This is a genomic window from Chitinophaga sp. CC14 (assembly GCF_048957795.1).
In the GTDB taxonomy this organism is placed as follows: domain Bacteria; phylum Bacteroidota; class Bacteroidia; order Chitinophagales; family Chitinophagaceae; genus Chitinophaga; species Chitinophaga ginsengisegetis.
On the sequence record NZ_JARBFY010000001.1, the window covers coordinates 1,318,754 to 1,337,097 of the forward strand.

18 protein-coding genes are annotated in these 18,344 nt (G+C 45.7%); 10 read left to right on the forward strand and 8 right to left on the reverse strand.

Going from position 1 to position 18,344, the window contains the following annotated elements; all coding sequences use genetic code 11:
• The first annotated feature begins 50 nt into the window (after positions 1-50).
• The 7 genes from mreC to PV783_RS05625 are packed head-to-tail and all read left to right on the forward strand — an operon-like array spanning position 51 to position 6,768.
• A complete protein-coding gene (gene mreC / locus PV783_RS05595) occupies positions 51-938 on the forward strand; it encodes a rod shape-determining protein MreC (protein WP_079469707.1) in 888 nt (295 codons plus the stop codon).
• The gene (locus tag PV783_RS05600; RefSeq protein ID WP_111576969.1) at positions 935-1,444 is read left to right on the forward strand and encodes a rod shape-determining protein MreD; all 510 of its coding nucleotides are present in this window, start codon (positions 935-937) and stop codon (positions 1,442-1,444) included. The genes mreC and PV783_RS05600 overlap by 4 nt, the downstream gene beginning before the upstream one ends.
• A gap of 52 nt (positions 1,445-1,496) precedes the next feature.
• A complete protein-coding gene (gene mrdA / locus PV783_RS05605) occupies positions 1,497-3,434 on the forward strand; it encodes a penicillin-binding protein 2 (RefSeq protein ID WP_079469705.1) in 1,938 nt (645 codons plus the stop codon).
• 30 nt (positions 3,435-3,464) lie between these two features.
• Complete coding sequence (rodA, locus tag PV783_RS05610) at positions 3,465-4,751, forward strand: rod shape-determining protein RodA (protein ID WP_336387870.1); 1,287 nt, start codon at positions 3,465-3,467, stop codon at positions 4,749-4,751.
• A gap of 12 nt (positions 4,752-4,763) precedes the next feature.
• Entirely contained in the window at positions 4,764-5,510 is a 747-nt protein-coding gene (locus tag PV783_RS05615) for an MBL fold metallo-hydrolase (protein ID WP_227024420.1), read from the forward strand.
• A gap of 13 nt (positions 5,511-5,523) precedes the next feature.
• Positions 5,524-6,381, forward strand: a complete 858-nt coding sequence (locus PV783_RS05620) for a helix-turn-helix domain-containing protein (RefSeq protein WP_420987359.1) — start codon at positions 5,524-5,526, stop codon at positions 6,379-6,381.
• A gap of 39 nt (positions 6,382-6,420) precedes the next feature.
• The gene (locus tag PV783_RS05625; protein ID WP_420987360.1) at positions 6,421-6,768 is read left to right on the forward strand and encodes a nuclear transport factor 2 family protein; all 348 of its coding nucleotides are present in this window, start codon (positions 6,421-6,423) and stop codon (positions 6,766-6,768) included.
• A gap of 31 nt (positions 6,769-6,799) precedes the next feature.
• Here the strand turns inward: PV783_RS05625 and PV783_RS05630 are convergent, their stop codons facing one another.
• The 8 genes from PV783_RS05630 to PV783_RS05665 all read right to left on the reverse strand — a co-directional run bounded on the left by PV783_RS05630 (position 6,800) and on the right by PV783_RS05665 (position 13,716).
• Entirely contained in the window at positions 6,800-7,255 is a 456-nt protein-coding gene (locus tag PV783_RS05630; protein ID WP_133256113.1) for a hypothetical protein, read from the reverse strand.
• 29 nt (positions 7,256-7,284) lie between these two features.
• Positions 7,285-7,980 (reverse strand): hypothetical protein, encoded by a 696-nt coding sequence (locus PV783_RS05635; RefSeq protein WP_420987361.1) that lies wholly within the window; start codon positions 7,978-7,980, stop codon positions 7,285-7,287.
• A 141-nt stretch (positions 7,981-8,121) separates the two neighbouring features.
• A complete protein-coding gene (locus PV783_RS05640; RefSeq protein ID WP_079469699.1) occupies positions 8,122-8,673 on the reverse strand; it encodes an RNA polymerase sigma factor in 552 nt (183 codons plus the stop codon).
• Between the two features lie 240 nt (positions 8,674-8,913).
• A complete protein-coding gene (locus tag PV783_RS05645; RefSeq protein ID WP_111576965.1) occupies positions 8,914-9,879 on the reverse strand; it encodes a transketolase family protein in 966 nt (321 codons plus the stop codon).
• Positions 9,880-9,931: 52 nt separating this feature from the next.
• Complete coding sequence (galE, locus tag PV783_RS05650; RefSeq protein ID WP_420987362.1) at positions 9,932-10,960, reverse strand: UDP-glucose 4-epimerase GalE; 1,029 nt, start codon at positions 10,958-10,960, stop codon at positions 9,932-9,934.
• Between the two features lie 30 nt (positions 10,961-10,990).
• The gene (gene rfbA, locus PV783_RS05655) at positions 10,991-11,863 is read right to left on the reverse strand and encodes a glucose-1-phosphate thymidylyltransferase RfbA (RefSeq protein ID WP_079469696.1); all 873 of its coding nucleotides are present in this window, start codon (positions 11,861-11,863) and stop codon (positions 10,991-10,993) included.
• Positions 11,864-12,018: 155 nt separating this feature from the next.
• Complete coding sequence (locus PV783_RS05660) at positions 12,019-13,023, reverse strand: inorganic phosphate transporter (protein WP_079469695.1); 1,005 nt, start codon at positions 13,021-13,023, stop codon at positions 12,019-12,021.
• 42 nt (positions 13,024-13,065) lie between these two features.
• Complete coding sequence (locus PV783_RS05665; protein WP_079469694.1) at positions 13,066-13,716, reverse strand: DUF47 domain-containing protein; 651 nt, start codon at positions 13,714-13,716, stop codon at positions 13,066-13,068.
• Between the two features lie 182 nt (positions 13,717-13,898).
• Between PV783_RS05665 and PV783_RS05670 the strand changes: the two genes are divergently transcribed.
• From PV783_RS05670 to PV783_RS05680, 3 genes are all read left to right on the forward strand, one after another.
• Positions 13,899-14,729 carry a UDP-2,3-diacylglucosamine diphosphatase gene (locus tag PV783_RS05670; protein ID WP_079469693.1) on the forward strand — a complete coding sequence of 277 codons (831 nt, stop codon included), beginning with the start codon at positions 13,899-13,901 and terminating at the stop codon, positions 14,727-14,729.
• A gap of 177 nt (positions 14,730-14,906) precedes the next feature.
• On the forward strand, positions 14,907-15,308 hold the full coding sequence (locus PV783_RS05675) for a hypothetical protein (RefSeq protein ID WP_079469692.1): 402 nt from the start codon (positions 14,907-14,909) through the stop codon (positions 15,306-15,308).
• Between the two features lie 206 nt (positions 15,309-15,514).
• Positions 15,515-18,307: a TonB-dependent receptor domain-containing protein gene (locus tag PV783_RS05680; RefSeq protein WP_420987363.1), complete on the forward strand. Its 2,793-nt coding sequence runs from the start codon at positions 15,515-15,517 to the stop codon at positions 18,305-18,307.
• The last annotated feature ends 37 nt before the right edge of the window (positions 18,308-18,344 follow it).

Genomic DNA, 18,344 nt, shown 5'->3' on the forward strand with positions numbered 1-18,344 from the left:
AAGGAACGGCAGGGTATCCGGATAACCAAATCCTAAAATAGTGCGCGCTTGTGCGAAATCTAATCATTTTCTTTAGGCGATATTTTAACTTCTTCTTATTTCTGCTGCTGGAAGTGATTTGTATGGTATTGGTATTCCAGCATAACAACTTTCAGCGAGCCGCCTACCTCAGTTCCGCAAATGACATCAGCGGGAAATTATATGACAAGTATAATAATGTACAGTATTACTTTCACCTGAAGTCGACCAACGACAGCCTGGTGAATGAAAACATGCGCCTGCACAACATGCTCCGTACCAGCTACGACAGCATGGTAACCACCAACGGGATCAAAATTGACACCGTTCGCCAGTACAGCGATGATACAGCCCACCGGATCATTGGCACACAGATCCGCCGGTACGAGTACTTCTCCGCCAAAGTGATCAACAACTCCATCAATAAACCCGTTAACTATATTACTATTCACCGCGGCAGCCTGCAGGGTATCCGTCCTAATATGGGCGTTATCAGCAGCAGCGGCGTGGTAGGCGTGGTGAGAAGCGTGAGCGACAACTACTCCGTGGTGTTGTCCATGCTCTCAAAATCCAATTCCGTATCCATCAGCGCCCGCCTGGGCCAGGGAAAAGAAATGGGTTCCGTACACTGGGACGGTGAAGATGCCGGTTATGCCCTGTTGAAAGATGTACCGAAAAGTGCCAAGATACATAAAGGTGATACGGTGGTGACCAGCGGCTTCTCTGCCCTGTTCCCCGAAAATATTCCGATCGGCTATGTGGAAAGCATTGCTGTAGGAGACAAAGCCAGCACCTCATTTACTATCCGGTTGAAATTGGCTACCAATTTCTTTAACCTGCAGTATGTGTATGTGATAGAAAACCTGTTGAAAGAAGAACAACAAAGATTGGAAGATTCAACGTATAAGTTGATTAAATGAGTATACTGTTAAGAAATATAATCCGCTTCGTGCTCCTGCTGTTGATTCAGGTGTTTGTGCTCAATGAAATATTGTTGCACCAGCTGGTGAGCCCCTATCTTTATATGCTGTTTATCCTGGCGCTGCCTTTTAATCTGCCACGCCCGGGGCTTATGCTCCTGGGATTGCTGATGGGGCTTTCACTGGATATGTTTATGAATACGCCTGGTATGCATGCTGCTGCCTGTGTGTTCATTGCTTATCTGCGTCCGTTTATTATCAATATCCTATCGCCCCAGGGAGGTTTTGAAACTACCCAGAAAACGCCTTCGATGACCAGTATGGGCGTGTCCCAGTTTCTCATCTATGCCGCTATCCTGGTATTCCTGCACCATGCGCTTTTCTTTACACTGGAAGTATTTGGTATGGGCAACCCGTTATACCTGGTGATGAAGATCGTTTTTTCAACACTGGCCAGTCTTTTCCTGATTGTGCTGTATGAATTGCTGTTCTTCTCGAAAAAATAATTTCTGCTTTTTAACGTAGGTTTGTAACTTAAATAATTCCGTCCTTAATAGCATGTCAGTATTCAATCAGCCCAGGAAGAGAGTAATACAGATGATTATACTTGGGATGGTAATACTGATCATCACCAGGTTATTCTTTCTGCAGGTAGTGGAAAAGAAGTACGCCAAGCTGGCGGATGCCAATGCCGTGCTTCGTAAAGTCATTTATCCAAGCCGGGGTATCATCTACGACCGGCAGAACCGCAGCATCCTCGGCAACGACGTATTATATGACCTCGTGGTAACGCCTGCCAGCGTAAAAAGCATCGATACAGGCTATCTCTGTAATATTTTAAAAATAGATAAGGAAGAATTCAGGAAACGGATTGTTACCGCCATTATCAAAAACGGCCGGGTAAGACAATCAGTTTTTGCTCCCCTGCTGGCGCCGGAAGTATTCGGCCAGCTACAGGAAAGCATGTATCTTTTCCAGCCGGGCTTTGAACTGGTTCCCCGGCAAATCCGCTCTTACCCTTATTCGGCTGCAGCTAATATCCTCGGGTATATTGCGGAAATATCCCCCGCCATGTTAAAGGACACAGGGAATTATGCCTCCTATAACTCCGGCGATTATCTGGGATTCACTGGTCTGGAGAAGACCTATGAAACCGTATTAATGGGACAACGTGGTATACAATACCTGATTAAAGATAACCTGAACAGGCCACAGGGCGCATATGAAAACGGGGAGTTTGACAGTGCGGCAGTAGCAGGCCGGAACCTGCGGCTTTCCCTGGATATTGAATTACAGGTACTCGGCGAAAAATTAATGAAAGGTAAATCGGGCAGCATTGTGGCCATTGATCCGCAAACCGGCGGCATCCTGGCAATGGTAAGCGGCCCGAGCTTCGATCCCAACCTGCTCACAGGTCCGTACCGGAGCGCCAATTTCAGTAAACTTTATACAGATACTACCAAACCACTGTTTAACCGTGCCATCCAGGCTACTTATCCGCCGGGCTCCACGTTTAAACCGATGATTGCACTGGTAGGACTGGATGAAGGCGTAATTACGCCGAGCTTCGGATACCCTTGTGGCGGCGCTTACTACGGCTGTTCAAGACCTATCAAATGCGAACACCACGACGCCGGTCACGCGGCTAACCTCCGCCTGGCTTTATCGCATTCCTGTAACTCCTATTTTTCGCATGTATACCGTTTGAGTGTGGATGCGGCCAAATTTGGCGGTATCAAGGTAGGCGGCATGCAGAAGTGGGCCGACTATATGAACAACTTCGGCTTTGGCCATAAGATAGGGGTAGACATTCCCAGTGAAGGACGTGGACTGGTGCCCGATAAAAAATACTATGATGCCCGGTACAAAGGCAGCTGGAACTCCTGTACTTCGGTGTTCCTGGGAATTGGTCAGGGTGAGTTGCTGTTAACACCGCTGCAAATGGCCAATGCCATGTGTATTGTGGCTAACCGTGGCTCCTACTATATTCCGCACTTTGTAGCCAGTATTGATAACGATAATACGCATCTCCTGGATAAATACAAACAGAAACACGAGGTAGCGCATATCTCTGATACAGCCTACAGCGCTGTTATTCACGGTATGACAGATGTGGTGGAAAGTGGTACCGGGCGTATTGCGCAGATTGAAGGTATCAGCGTTGGTGGTAAAACCGGTACAGCAGAAAACTACGGTATTGTAAACGGAGTAAGAACAAAACTGAAGAACCATGCGGTGTTTGTGGCCTTTGCCCCTGCTGAAAAAGCACGTATAGCCATTGCCGTGATTGTGGAAAACTCCGGTTTTGGTGCGAAGTATGCAGCGCCTATTGCCAGTTTGATGATGGAGAAATACCTGAAAGACAGTATCTCCACCAAACGTCAGCCGCTGTTGAAAACAGTGATGGAAACAGTAACAATAGATCAGGCCATGCTGGCTAAATCGCATTTGGATTCATTGAATCAGAATGCTGTTATTAAGAAGAACAAGCCTTAACCAATCATCGAATAAACCGATTAATCGATAATGAACCGCTCGCAAGCCAAACTGACACAAGGGATTGACTGGCCAATAGTTGGCCTGTACCTGGCATTGGTGATCATAGGCATCATGTCCATTTTTGCTGCGGAATACCGGGGTGATGATAACGTGTGGCAGGATATCCTTCATCCAAATAAAAATTATTCCAGACAGCTGATCTGGTTTGGTGTATCCATTGTACTGGCAGCAGTGATATGGCTTACAGACAGTAAATTTTTTACGGCCACGGCCAACCTGATGTATGCAGGCGGGCTACTGCTTTTGTTGCTGGTACTGGGCATCGGTAAAGATGTGAAGGGATCGCACTCCTGGCTGGTGATCGGGGGATTCCAGTTTCAGCCGGCGGAGCTGACAAAGCTCTGTACCAACCTGGCCCTCGCCAAATACCTGTCGTCGCAGGAAACTGATTTCACGAAACTACGATCGAGACTGATTGCCGCTGCATTGGCCCTGATACCTGCCGGTATCATCATTTTGCAGGACGAAACAGGATTGGCGCTGGTATATTTTTCTTTTTTCCTGGTGATGTTCCGCGAAGGATTACCTGGCGTATTGCTGGTAATAGCGTTTTCGGGCATTGTGCTGGTATTATCGGCCCTGCTGGTTGACCGAACGATACTGTTTATCATTTTTACGGTCATCACCGCGCTGGTCATATACTTTATGCGGCGCGAAATAAAACGAAAGCGATCGAAGCTTGCACTGATACTGGGGGTATATGCCTTCTGCGGACTGTTTGTAATGTTCATCGTTCCCTTTGTATTTACCAAAGTGCTGAAGGACTACCAGGTACGCCGTATTGAAGTAATGCTGGGTAAGGAAAATGATCCCAAGGCGACCTACAATACCAGGCAGAGTATGATTGCCATCGGTTCCGGCGGCTTCTGGGGAAAGGGGTACCTGAAAGGCACCCAAACCCGTTATGATTTTGTACCTGAACAAAGTACCGACTTTATCTTTTGTACTGTGGGAGAAGATTTTGGCTTCTTCGGGAGCGTGATTTTCCTGGGTATTTATGTAGCCCTGCTTTTCCGGATTATTTTTGTGGCGGAGCGACAGCGATCGACCTTTACGCGGGTGTATGCCTATGGGGTAGCCAGTATCATCTTTTTCCACCTGGCTATTAATATTGCTATGACGATCGGTCTTGCGCCGGTGATCGGGATTCCGTTGCCACTGGTGAGCTATGGGGGGTCTTCCCTGATGACCTTTACCATGCTGATATTTATACTGCTGCGGCTGGATGCCGACCGGCAGATGGTGTTAAGATAGTATCTTTGCAAAATGGCACGTATCATTCCATTATCAGAAGGGTCATTTACCGTAGACGGGACCAAGAAATTTTTTCCTTTTAAGCTGGGAACAGATAGCATGCAGGACCGCCCGCATGGTTCGTTGCTGGTAGAAATACAGCCGTTCCTTGTTATCACGGACCGCGACTATATTTTATTTGATACCGGGTTGGGTTTCCGTAACCCCGATGGCGTATTGCAAATCCACCAGCACCTGATAGACAATGGCATCAATCCTATGGAAATCACCAAGGTATTGATGAGCCATTTACATAAAGATCATTCCGGTGGCGTTTCTTCAGAAGATCCTATCACGAAAGAGCGTACGCTCAATTTTCCGGGGGCTACCTATTATGTGAACAACGAGGAAATGCTTTACGCGATAGAACACTCCGGCAAATCCTATCTCTCCGAAGATATAATATTATTACAACAGCGGGATAACGTGGTGTTTACTACCGGCAATGGCACTATCGACGGATATATTCATTACGAAGTGACCGGTGGTCACTGTCCTTATCACCAGGTGTTTTTGGTAGATGATGGAACGGATAAAATATTTTTCGGGGGAGATGTGGCGCCACAGATATCCCAGATGAGGAGCCGGTTTGCAGCTAAATATGATTACGACGGCAAGCGCAGTATGGAACTTCGCCAGGAGTTCCTGGAGCGCGGCAAACAGGAAGGCTGGACATTCCTTTTTTATCATGATACCAAAGAACCTTTTGCTAAGTTTTAAAAGCTAAAGGAGCATGTATACGCTGTTTAACAGCTTGTCACTTACCGGACAGGATACCATTAAAACATGGGAGCAACAGGGCCGCAGCTGGGCATCGTATAGTGTTTACCGTGATCAGGCCACACACGAACTGTATATTCCGCAAACGATACTCAACCTGGTAGTACAGGGTGAGAAAAGAATGTACGACGGCAGGCAGGTACATTACCTGCATGCCGGAGATGCGATGATAATTCCGCCCGGAAGCCTGCTTTGCTCTGAAATATTACAGCCACAGCGGCAATACGGGAGCATTAACCTGGTGATCCCGGATGAGATGATCCTGGCCTTCCTCAAAAAGCCAGGGAAAACCAATACGGCCGGGCGGGCATTAACCACGCTGCCGGTAAACAGCCGGTGGCACAGCTTCACCCAATCGCTGCTGCGTTACTTTGCAGACGATAACCTCACCACACCTGGTTACTACGACATTATTTCACACGCGCTTCATCTTATTTCCGGAGAAGAAGCTATAAGTGCCATGCTCACCAAAGCCGCTATGTATCCGCTTCCGGAGGTGATGGAAAAGCTGAGTACAGGGATGGCAGAAGTAAAGCAGCTGGAAGAGGTAGCTGCTATGGGGCACATGAGCACTGCCACATTGAAACGCCGTTTCCGGGATATTTATCATAGTTCTCCCATGCACTGGGTGCTGGAGAAGCGGTTGCAGATGGCCGGTTTCCTGCTGCGTACCACGGAGCAACCGATCGCGGAAATAGCTTACAGTACCGGGTTTGAAGACGTAACCCATTTTTACCGGCAGTTCCGCCGTTGTTTTAAGGTAACGCCATTGCAATGGCGTAAAATGGAAACTGATCTTTTCAGCAAATAGTTGTGCCGGCAGATGGCTTACATTGTGAAAAAAACAGCAATGGAAAATCTGATCCACATCGGTGAAGCCTGGGTACAGGCGTGGAATTCACACAACCTCGACGAAATAATGTCGCACTACGACGATAATGTTACCTTCTATTCCCCGTTAATTAAAAGAATCAACAATGACCCTACGGGTTGTATCCGGGGAAAAGAAAACTTAAAGGCTTACTTCACCAGGGGGCTGGAAGCCTATCCTGATTTGCATTTTGAGCTGTATCACATCCTGGAAGGCGTGAATTCTATTGTGCTTTATTATAAGAGTATCAATGATAAATTAAGTACGGAGATGATGGTGATTAATGAGAAAGGGCTGGTGAGTGAAGTAAGGGCACATTATAAATAAAAAGAATTGCGGGGGCTTCCCCGTAATTCTTTCAGGGTCTTCTTCTCGGGCCTCCACCCATTCTGTTCATGCGTTGGGTATTGAGGTGGTTAACCATGATGGTCCGGAATTCTCTTTCGCTTTTAAACACCATGCCTGCTTTTCTGCCGGGGAGTACACGCTGGAATTCTGTACTGTAGCGTGATTTAATGTCCAGCATTCGTTTTTCGTACTTCAGTTCCTTATCCATATTTCTCCGGGCGGCATCGTCGGCGTTGTCGGTGGCTATTTTTTCCTGGTCTCTTTTCTGGTGGCGTTCTGCGATCAGTTGTTCCACTTCATGGGTATAATTATTATAAACCGGCCAGAACTTCTGGGCTTCTTCCGGTGTGAGGTTTAATTTCTGGGAGAGGTATTGGATCTGTATGGCTTTTATTTTTTCTGCGGCGCTTTCGGACGGGGTTTGCTGGGCGTTACTCACGCCGGCATGGGTGAGGAGCACAAACATTGTAATCCATATAAAGTAAAAATGTTTCATCATTTATTTTCAGGTAACACTTCCTTTGATAAATCGGTCCTTTGCAGGTATTTTTCGATGGCTTCCAGTGGAACTGCTTCATTCAGCTGACTTTGCACCGGGCTTATTTCCGCGGAACTGGCAAAGAAAGCTTCATTATCAAAGGGATCTGTGTGGGTTTGCAGGTAATTAACGATATCCTGGTCATTCAGGTCTTCCAGTTGTCTTTCTATAGTATTATGATGGTTGTTATTGTTGATAACGAACAGGATGGCGCTGCTACCGATGAAAGCGGTAAGACAGGCGGCCACGGTCCATTTCAACCACGTGGCGGTCCGGTTCCGGTGCGCTACCCGCAGTGGAATTACGGGGCTGGAGTTGGCCCGGAGGGACTCAAAATAGCCGGCGGGTACTGTAAATGGTGTCTGTTTGGGGATTGCCGCCAGGAAGGGGGAAATAGCTTCCAGTTCCGCGTGTACGGAGGTGAGGGAGCTGGTTTCTTCTTCCGTTTGGATCCGTTGCAGGATGGCCTGTGGTAATCCTTCGAAATAGCCGGCAGGAACAGTTTGCGGCTGATTTGGAACAGCGGTTGTCCCGGAACGCAGATCTTCCAGCTGAATTTGCAGCAGGATAGCGGCGGGCAGGTGTTCAAAATAGCCTGCCGGTACCGTAAATGGTACTTCTGCGGGCCAGTTGGTGCCTGGAGCTATTTGCATTAATTCATTTGTTATGTAAGTCTGCCTGTTCATATTTGCTGTTTTTTAGACAGTAAATGGTACTAATAGTTTAATGTGATTTTAATCTTTTGGTAAAATTCTTTAAAAATTACTTAAAATAAATATTTGTAAAATTTATACTCAGCCATTGCGGATGAACTCCTCGATTTTCTTAACAGCATGATGATAAGAGGCTTTCAGGGCGCCTTCCGAGGTATCCAGCACTTTGCTCATTTCCTCGTAGGGCATTTCATCGTAGTAGCGCAGGTTAAATACAATCCTTTGTTTATCGGGTAAACTGAGGATGGCGCGCTGCAGTTTCCATTCCAGTTTATTGGGATCGAACTGCGGATCTGCCCTGAGTTTGTTGCTTAGGCCGGTTTCTATATCCGACAGCGAAACGGACGTTTTACGTTTTTGCTGCTCCAGGAAAGTCAGGCTTTCGTTGGTGGCTATTTTATAGAGCCAGGTATATAGCTGTGCATCTTCCCGGAAATTTTCCAGGTTTTTCCACACTTTAATGAAAACATTTTGCAACACATCGTTGGCATCGTCGTGATCCATTACCATCCTGCGGATATGCCAGTAAAGCCTTTCCTGGTACTTTTGGATAATAAGGGTAAACCCTTTTTCCTTAGTATCAGGTATACGGTATAATGCCAAGAGTGATTTATCGTCCTGTGAAACGGCCATAGGTTAAATGGTTCTTAACAGGTTTTAGTTCATTGAATATAAATAAAAACCTGTTCATAAGACGTGGAGATTGTGGCAAAGTTTAATGAGGGTGGAGAGATCGCCTTCGGCGATTATGTTTTGATGTAAAAAAGATTTGGGAGATGAAAGCAGGTATATCTGCTTTCATCTCCCAAAATATTATCATCAGACTGATGTCTGATTCTGTAAAAGACAATCACCGAAGGCGATCTGCTTTGCTTATGCTTTTTTCTTACGCTGTATTGCTTTTTCTGCTGCGGCAACGATGTGATCTGCATCGAGGCCATATTTTTTCAGCAGGTCCAGCGGTTTACCGCTTTCGCCGAAGGTATCGTTGGTGCCCACATATTCAATGGGAACGGGCGTATGACGGGCAGCTACCTGTGCGATGCTGTCGCCCAGACCACCGAGTACGTTGTGTTCTTCTGCAGTAACTGCGCAACCGGTTTTCTTCAGGGAAGCAATAACTGCTGCTTCGTCCAGCGGTTTAATAGTGTGGATATTGATGATTTCCACGCTGTAGCCTTTTTCTTCCAGTACTTTACCGGCTTCGATGGCAATCCAAACCAGGTGACCGCAGGCGAATAAGGTGATGTCTGTTCCTTCGTGGAGGATCTGTGCTTTACCTACTTCAAATTTCTGGTCTTCAGCGGTAAAGTTGGGCCATTTCGGACGGCCGAAACGGAGATATACCGGTCCTTCGTAATCAGCGATAGCGATGGTAGCTGCTTTGGTTTGGTTGAAATCGCAGGGTACGATTACAGTCATTCCGGGCAGCATTTTCATCATGCCGATATCTTCCAGGATCTGGTGGGTAGCACCATCTTCACCCAGGGTAAGTCCTGCGTGGGAAGCGCATATTTTTACGTTCTTGTTGGAATAGGCAACAGACTGACGGATCTGGTCGTATACCCTTCCGGTAGAAAAGTTAGCGAAAGTAGTGGTGTAGGGGATTTTACCGCCGATGGTTAAGCCGGCAGCGATGCCGATCATGTTGGCTTCTGCGATACCTACCTGCACAAAGCGATCAGGAAATTCTTTAATAAAAGCGTTCAGTTTCATAGAACCGAGCAAATCTGCTGTCAGCGCAACTACATTGGGGTTTTTACGACCTACTTCGAGTATGCCCTCACCAAACCCACCGCGGGTTTCTTTTTCATTTAGTGGTTGAATATCTTTTACCATTGTGGTCTTTTTAAAATTGAAGCGTAAATGTAATCATTAAAAAAAGAGGATCCTAGTTACTCAGCACTTTATTGCGCAGGCTCACTTCCCATTGCCATGCAGTGCGCATACTGTCTTCAATACCAATTTTTGGTTCCCAGTTCAGCTTTTCTTTCGCCTTACTGTTATTGGCGTAAATAGAGATCACATCTCCTTCCCTGCGTGGGCCGGTGGTGTAGTTTAATTTGATGCCGGAAATTTTTTCGAATGCCTTGATGGCTTCCAGAACGGTTACTCCGTTGCCGGTGCCGAGGTTAAACACTTCGCAGTTGCTGGTATTCCGGTGTTCTATGAGGTATTGGAGTGCTTTAGTGTGAGCGGCGGCGATATCCATTACGTGGATATAGTCACGAACGCAGGAGCCATCGCGGGTATCGTAATCGGTTCCGAATACGGTCATTTTAGGAATTTTACCAATAGCCGTTTGGGTGATTACGGGAACCAGGTTGTCTGGTTTTCCCAGTGGCAGTTCGCCAATAAGTGCGGATGGGTGTGCGCCTACCGGGTTAAAATAACGAAGCAGGATAGAGTTGGTTTCATTTACCCGGCTATAGTCTTCGATGATCTGTTCCCCCATTTGCTTGGTACGTGCGTATGGCGATTGTGCTTCGCCGAGCGGAGTTTCTTCCACTACCGGCAGGGCTTTGGTATTGCCATAAACGGAGCAGGAAGAGGAGAATACGAGGTTGGGAACATTGTATTCTTTTACGCATTTCAGCACGTTGATGAGCGAGGTGAGGTTATTCTGAAAGTACATCAGGGGCTCGTTTACAGATTCTCCCACTGCTTTCAGGGCTGCAAAATGGATGACGCCAACGATATCCCGGTTTTCATGAAATACCGCATTGGTGTCTTCCAGGTTACAAAGATCTACTTTGTAATTGCGTACCTTTTTTCCGGTAATTTTCTCTATACCATCTAATAATTGGGTGCTGCTCCTGATATTACTGTCTACAGATACTACATCAAATCCATTATTGATCAGATCTACAATAGTATGCGCGCCTATATAGCCACAACCACCCGTAACAAGAACCTTCATGATATTTCAGATTTACGTTTATTTGATATTTCAGAAAACTTTTTGATTGAGCACCGTTTCGAGGTAAGCTCCGTAGCCGCTTTTCAGCAAAGGTTTGGCCAGTTCTTTAAGTTGGCTGGCGTCAATAAATCCTTTGCGGTAGGCGATTTCTTCGATACAGGCCACTTTGATTCCTTGTCTTTGTTCTATTACCTGTACAAATTGGGATGCCTGCATCAGTGAGTCGAATGTACCGGTATCCAGCCATGCCGTTCCGCGTGGTAAGATAGAAACTTTTAATTTTCCACGCTGTAAATATTCTTTATTTACATCTGTAATTTCATATTCGCCGCGTGGGCTGGGCTGCAGGTTTTTAGCGATTTCCACTACTTCGTTATCGTAGAAATAAAGTCCCGGTACGGCGAAGTTGGATTTGGGTTGGGTGGGTTTTTCCTCGATGGACAGTACTTTCATGTCTGCACCGAATTCCACTACTCCATATCTTTCGGGGTCGGATACCTGGTAGGCATATACGATTCCACCGTCGGGGTTGGTGTTATGTGCCAGTTGCGTACCGAGTCCGGCGCCGTAAAAGATGTTATCACCCAGTACCAGGGCTACCGTGTCCTTACCGATAAATTCCTCACCGATCACAAAAGCCTGAGCCAAACCATTTGGATTGGGTTGTTCTGCGTAGGTTAAATTCAGTCCAAGTTGTTGTCCGTTGCCGAAAAGCCGTTGAAAAGCCGGCAGGTCGTGCGGGGTGGAAATGATCAGAATATCCTTGATGCCCGCCAGCATCAGGGTAGACAGCGGGTAATAGATCATTGGTTTATCATACACCGGCATTATCTGTTTGCTGATAGCATACGTAATGGGGTGTAGGCGGGTGCCGGAGCCGCCGGCCAGGATAATTCCTTTCATTTGCAAGATCAATTTTTGATGGTCACTAACTTAACTTTCCGATTAGGAAAACCGCACAAAAATAGCGGCTCTCTTTCAATTGGCATCTTTTTTTTATAAAAAAAGCTCTCCGGAGGTTGCGGAGAGCTTTTCAAAGTATGTGCCGGTTCACTTTTTTAAATGAACAGATTTACGATGAAATAGGTGAATGCAGCCAGTAATCCACTGATGGGGATGGTTAAAACCCAGGCCCACAGCAGGGATACGGTAACGCCCCAACGAACGGCGGATAACCTTTTGGTAGCACCTACCCCCATAATAGCACCCGTAATAACGTGGGTGGTACTGGCGGGAATACCCAGATGTTCCGTGAGGAAGAGGGTAATGGCGCCGGAGGTTTCAGCAGCCACACCTTCCAGTGGGGTTACTTTGGTGATACGCGTTCCCATTGTTTTTACGATTTTCCAGCCACCGCTCATGGTTCCGAGTGCAATACAGGTAAAGCAGGCAAGCGGTACCCAATCCGGCATTTCCTTGAGACTGCCGATATAACCGGCAGACACCATCGCGGCGGAGATGATACCCATTACCTTTTGGGCATCGTTACTACCGTGACCGAGGCTCAATGCCGCGGAAGAGGCCAGCTGCAGGCGTTTGAACCAGCTTTCTGCCCGGTATGGATTTGCCTTACGGCAGACATTTACAATGATGAGTGTTATAATAAAGGCCACCACCATACCTATGAGGGGCGCCAGTACAATAAAATACACGGTGGGTAATACTTTGTGGAAATTGATTACATCAATATTGCCACCGGAGGCCGTTACAGCCGCACCAATGAAACCGCCTATCAGGGTATGCGAGGAGCTGGAAGGAATCCCCAGCCACCACGTGAAGAGGTTCCAGGTAATAGCTGCCACCAGGCCGCAAAGGATTACTTTCAGCGTGATAAACTGTTCAAATACCGAGTTGGCAACGGAATTCGCTACTTTAAATTCACCGATGTAATATTTGGCAACAAAAAAGGCCACAAAGTTGAATACTGCGGCCCAGAGTACTGCCTGGAAAGGGGTAAGTACCTTGGTCGACACAATAGTGGCGATAGAGTTGGCGGCATCATGGAAACCATTGATATAGTCGAAAATGAATGCCAGTATGATAATAATTACTAGTAAAGTCATGACATCAGGAGAATTATGCGTTCAGAACTGTATTCCCCTTTATCAGGAGTACTTGATAATAATGGTTTCTATTACGTTGGCGCAGTCCTCGCATTTATCGGTAGCGATTTCCAGGGCCTGGTAGATTTCACGCATTTTAATCAGTTCTGCCGCGTTCTGCTCTGTATCAAACAGGTCGGCGATAGCCATGTCGTAGATGTCGTCAGCATGGTTTTCCAGGCTGTTGATCTTTACGCAGGCATCCGTAATGATGCGCATATTCTGCATATTACGCAGTTCGGGGATTGCTTTGGCAAGTTCCAGTACACCCAGGTGGATCAGTTCCGCCAGTTTACGGATGCTATCGTTGATGTAGTGTACTTTATAGAGATCCATTCTTTTGGCAGAACCGTGGATGTAATCTGCCACATCGTCCAGTGTTGCCGCCAGGTAGTGAATGTCTTCACGGTCAAACGGGGTGATAAAGTTCTGTCCGAGCTCTACAAATATGCGGTGTGTGTAATCGTCGTTTTTGTGTTCCAGGCGTTCTATCAGGTGTACCTTATCCTTTCTCACGGCCAGATCTGTGGTGGCTACCAGCTCGTTGAGCACAGTCGCCATTTCTACCAGATTGGAAGCTACATCTTCAAACAAAGAATAAAATACCCGGTCTTTCGGCATGAATAGTTTAACAAAAGAATTGAAGCCTCCCATACGTTTGAGTTTATAAAATTTGCCGCAAAAATAGCTTTCAGAATCTATCCCAGCCAGTAAAAAACGTGAATTAATAATTCCTTAACACTGGATTAATATAAAAGTAATATAGCGATTTTTCCTTTGCATAGAAAATTATACTCATAAACAGGCTGCCTACAACCTGTACATACAAACCTATAATGTCGGATAAACGCCCATTAGATATAGCTGTAATTTCAGATGTTCATCTAGGAATTTACGGTTGTCACGCCAAAGAGCTGATTCAGTACCTGGATAGTATCGACCCGCGGATATTGGTGCTGAATGGGGATATTATCGATATCTGGCAATTCAGCAAACGCTATTTCCCAAAGGCCCATACCAAAGTGATCCGGAAAATCCTGAAGATGATCGGCAAAGGCACCGAGGTGTATTATCTGACAGGTAATCACGACGAGGCCCTTCGTAAATACGCAGGGTTTGAACTGGGCAACTTTACGATTGATAATAAGCTGGTGCTGGAGGTAGATGGCAAAAGGCACTGGTTCTTTCATGGCGACGTGTACGATGTGACCATGAAAAACTCCAAGTGGCTGGCCAAACTCGGTGGCAAGGGATACGATCTGCTGATTATCCTCAACCGGCTGGTAAATCATGTACTGGAAAGTATGGGGAGGGAAAAGATGTCTTTCTCCAAAAAAGTAAAACAAGGGGTAAAGTCGGCCGTGAAGTTTATTTCCGATTTTGAACAAACCGTTGCGGAAATAGCGGCAGACAAGGAGTTTGATGTAGTGTGCTGCGGTCATATCCACCAGCCCCTGATCAAAGAAATGAAAGTAGGCGATAAAACGATCACTTACCTGAATTCCGGCGATTGGGTAGAAAGTCTCACCTCTCTTGAATATATTAACCAGCAATGGGCCCTTTACCAACACCCCGTTACCCGTAAAGGCGCTGTATTGGCAGAAGATGACGATGATGGGCTCACCGATTGGGACGCTACGCGTATTATTACCTTCCCCGGTTCCTGATTTTTTCTTTCTGTTTATTACATTTAAATATTTTAAATATATTTATATTTAAATGTTATTTTCACAAAATCATAACAAGCGCTTAATATTAAATTAAAAGTAGACTACTAAGTTTGCCAGAGAAATAATTAAGTGTGACGATATTGGCACATTTAAATAAGCCAGAAAAACAGCTAGATGAAAGTATTGAAGTTACATCCTTTAATGACTATCTCCCTATTGCAAATGCAGATCCAGCGTTTGCTCTTTTGTAATGTGGCCGTGTATGTGCGTAACTCACTTGCCAATACATTTGATACATTAAAGGACGCGGGTTTTGAAGAAGATGTTTTGATTGAATTTCCTATCGACGAAACATTGAGTTTGCGGGAGTTTGAGGAAGAAGTGGAAGAACGGTTTAATTTTTCCCTGGAGTTGTGCAATAAGGACAACAAACCCTTCATGAATAAAAGCCAGCACTTATTCCAGATTGCCTGCCCCGTAGCCGATAGAAAAACCGACCGTAACTACCAGCTGGATATTTCCCTTGATATGTTGACGAATAATAACCGCCAGTCGCCACAGCAAAATATGTGGTAACCGATAATATTCCCCTGATCTGTATTCTCTTAGCTGACCCGGCTACCTGCTGTTTATATTACATCAACGCTCTTCCTGAAAAGCCTTTTATCAATTAACATTCTGGTAATGCCCCGTTAACACTTCGATAATGTAGTGCCAATACTTTTGCCATCAAATATTAAAACGGGCTTAAAACCGTATTAAAATCTGATTAAAAAAATATTGTGAAACGAATCTCTTCTGTACTTATCTGGGCACTGTTAGTGTGCTGTTCCTTTGCCAATGCCTCCTTCGCAGTTGATCCTGCCAAAATCACCGGTAAGGTGACAGACAAGAAAACAGGTGAAGCCATCATCGGGTTAACCGTAGTGGTAGCCGGTACAGGCAAAGGTGCGGTAACGGATGTTGAAGGTAGATACCAGATTTCAGTAGCACCCGGCACTTATACCCTGGAGTTTAAATTCATGGGATATCAGACCAAATCAGTTTCAGAAGTAGTGGTGAATGCAGGTAAACCTACTTACCTGGATATTGTAATGGAAGAAAGAAGTTCCAAAAGCCTGAAAGAAGTAGTGATCACCGGAACCGCTAAACAGGAAACCATTAACTCCCTGCTTACCCTGCAAAAGAATACCAACACCGTAGCACAGGTAGTATCTGCAGAAGCGATCCGTAAATCACCGGACAGAAATACCGGAGAAGTACTGAAAAGAGTATCCGGCGCTTCTTTGCAGGAAGGGAAATACCTCATCGTACGCGGACTTGCCGACCGTTACAACCAGGCCACCGTTAACGGCGCCCTGTTGTCCAGCACAGAACCAGACCGTAAAACATTTTCCTTTGACCTGTTCCCCTCCAATATTGTTGAAAACATTGTGATCAATAAAGCCGCTGTACCTGAATTGCCCGCAGAATTTGCCGGTGGTCTTGTACAGGTGAACACAAAAGATATTCCTTCCGAAAACTTCCTGACCGTATTGGCAGGTACAGGTTTCAATACCATGTCTGCCGGAAAGGATTTCTACACTTATAAAGGTGGAAACCAGGACTGGATTGGTATTGACGACGGAACCAGAAAGCTCCCATCCGCTTTTCCATCTTCCAAAGCCGGTTATGATCAGCTGTCAACTGCAGATAAAATTGCTGTATCCAAATCATTCCCGGACATATGGGGAGTAAATACCAAAACCACACCGCTTAACTCCAATTTCCAGATTGCAGGCGGTATCAATAAAGGAAAAGAAGGCAATCGTTTCGGCGCCGTATTATCATTGAGTTACAACCGAAACAACCGTAATTTCGATACTTACCGTACCGACTTTGATAATGACGGATCCCGGATCTATAATTATTACGATAAGAAATCCACGCAGAATGTATTGTGGGGCGGCCTTGCTAACTTATCCTACCAGTTTGGCAAGAATAAAATCAGTTTCAAAAATCTCTACAGTATCAATTCTACAGTAGCCACTACCGTGAGAAATGGTAACGACATTCCTTCTGAAACAGATGTACGCGCCTATGAACTGGGTTTCAACAGCAACCGCATTTACACTTCCCAATTATCCGGTGAGCATTTCTGGGAGAAAGCGAAAGTGAAGATCAGGTGGAATGGCAGCTACACCAATATGAAGCAGGATGTACCGGATCTTCGCCGGTTGGGCTATAACAGCATTGCCGGTAAGAATGATTATTACGCCAATATATCTTCCGGCGGTTCCGCTACCCTCACCGGTTCCGGCCGTTTCTATTCCAAACTGAATGACAATATTTACGGTGGCATCCTGGACCTGAGCCGGTTTGTGAAAATCGGTGGTAAGCAACAACAAATTAAGATGGGTTACCTGATCCAGAGTAAGGAACGTGGTTTTACCCCGCGGGCACTGGGTTACACGCTTTTTGACGCCGGCGATCCTTATGCGCATGACCTGGTACGTTTATCTCCTGATAAATTATTTGCACCGGAAAACTTTACCGACCGGTTATTGCGGATGGATGAAATCACCAACACACCGGATGCTTACGGCGCCAATGCTTTACTCAATGCAGGCTACCTGCAGTTTGATAATAATATCTATGAGAAATGGCGCCTGGTATGGGGTGTGAGAGTGGAGAACTTTGACCAGTCGATTAAATACAATCAGAACGGACCACAGAATAATAAAACTACGGTAACGGATATATTACCTTCCCTGAACCTGACTTACCTGTTGAATGCAAAAACAAATATCCGCTTTAGCGCCTCTCAAACCGTTATCCGGCCGGAGTTTCGTGAACAGGCACCGTTTGCCTTCTACAACTTTGACCTGATGGCTACCGAATCAGGTAACTCTAACCTGAAGAGAAGTAAAGTGACCAATGTGGATCTGCGCTATGAGTTGTATCCCCGTTCGGGAGAAGTATTAACCATTGCCGGTTTCTACAAACACTTTGAATCTCCTATAGAAAGATTTTATAACAGCGGTGCGGGTTCTGTAGGTTTAACCTACCTGAATGCTCCTAAAGCCAATAGTGCAGGCGCCGAAGTGGAGTTTAGAAAGAACCTCGATTTTCTGAATCCTGATAATGCAGGATTCTGGCATTCATTCACCGTATTTTCCAATGTTGCCTACATCTATAATAAAGTTTCTTTTGAGAAAGATAAAGTGCTGAAAGCACGGCCTATGCAGGGACAGTCCCCGTATGTGATCAACGTAGGGCTACAGTTTGAAAAGGAATCGACCGGTACTGTTGCCAATGTATTGTTTAACCGCATCGGCAGAAGGATTTTCATTGTAGGAAATGACACCGAACCGGATGTATACGAAGCGCCAAGATCCTTACTGGACTTCATGGTATCACAGAAGGTTTTCCGTAAGGGAGAAATCAAGCTGACGGTAAGTGATATCCTGAATCAGTCTGCCAATTTTTACCAGGATAATGATGACAACGGCAGGTATGATAAAACATCAGACTTTCTCAGAATAAGTACCAAAGGCGGTACCAATGTAAATCTTTCTTTCTCTTATAAATTCTGATAAAGAGAGGAGTAATAATAGGAATAGTAGATTTTAA

Excerpts from the sequence above, each read along its gene's own strand:
- galE (WP_420987362.1), bottom strand. The coding sequence starts at position 10,960 with ATGAAGGTTCTTGTTACGGGTGGTTGTGGCTATATAGGCGCGCATACT.
- PV783_RS05645 (WP_111576965.1), bottom strand. The coding sequence starts at position 9,879 with ATGGTAAAAGATATTCAACCACTAAATGAAAAAGAAACCCGCGGTGGG.
- PV783_RS05665 (WP_079469694.1), bottom strand. The coding sequence starts at position 13,716 with ATGGGAGGCTTCAATTCTTTTGTTAAACTATTCATGCCGAAAGACCGG.
- PV783_RS05600 (WP_111576969.1), top strand. The coding sequence starts at position 935 with ATGAGTATACTGTTAAGAAATATAATCCGCTTCGTGCTCCTGCTGTTG.
- mrdA (WP_079469705.1), top strand. The coding sequence starts at position 1,497 with ATGTCAGTATTCAATCAGCCCAGGAAGAGAGTAATACAGATGATTATA.
- PV783_RS05675 (WP_079469692.1), top strand. The coding sequence starts at position 14,907 with ATGAAAGTATTGAAGTTACATCCTTTAATGACTATCTCCCTATTGCAA.
- rodA (WP_336387870.1), top strand. The coding sequence starts at position 3,465 with ATGAACCGCTCGCAAGCCAAACTGACACAAGGGATTGACTGGCCAATA.
- PV783_RS05670 (WP_079469693.1), top strand. The coding sequence starts at position 13,899 with ATGTCGGATAAACGCCCATTAGATATAGCTGTAATTTCAGATGTTCAT.
- rfbA (WP_079469696.1), bottom strand. The coding sequence starts at position 11,863 with ATGAAAGGAATTATCCTGGCCGGCGGCTCCGGCACCCGCCTACACCCC.
- PV783_RS05640 (WP_079469699.1), bottom strand. The coding sequence starts at position 8,673 with ATGGCCGTTTCACAGGACGATAAATCACTCTTGGCATTATACCGTATA.
- PV783_RS05615 (WP_227024420.1), top strand. The coding sequence starts at position 4,764 with ATGGCACGTATCATTCCATTATCAGAAGGGTCATTTACCGTAGACGGG.
- PV783_RS05660 (WP_079469695.1), bottom strand. The coding sequence starts at position 13,023 with ATGACTTTACTAGTAATTATTATCATACTGGCATTCATTTTCGACTAT.
- PV783_RS05625 (WP_420987360.1), top strand. The coding sequence starts at position 6,421 with ATGGAAAATCTGATCCACATCGGTGAAGCCTGGGTACAGGCGTGGAAT.
- PV783_RS05630 (WP_133256113.1), bottom strand. The coding sequence starts at position 7,255 with ATGTTTGTGCTCCTCACCCATGCCGGCGTGAGTAACGCCCAGCAAACC.
- PV783_RS05620 (WP_420987359.1), top strand. The coding sequence starts at position 5,524 with ATGTATACGCTGTTTAACAGCTTGTCACTTACCGGACAGGATACCATT.
- PV783_RS05635 (WP_420987361.1), bottom strand. The coding sequence starts at position 7,980 with ATGCAAATAGCTCCAGGCACCAACTGGCCCGCAGAAGTACCATTTACG.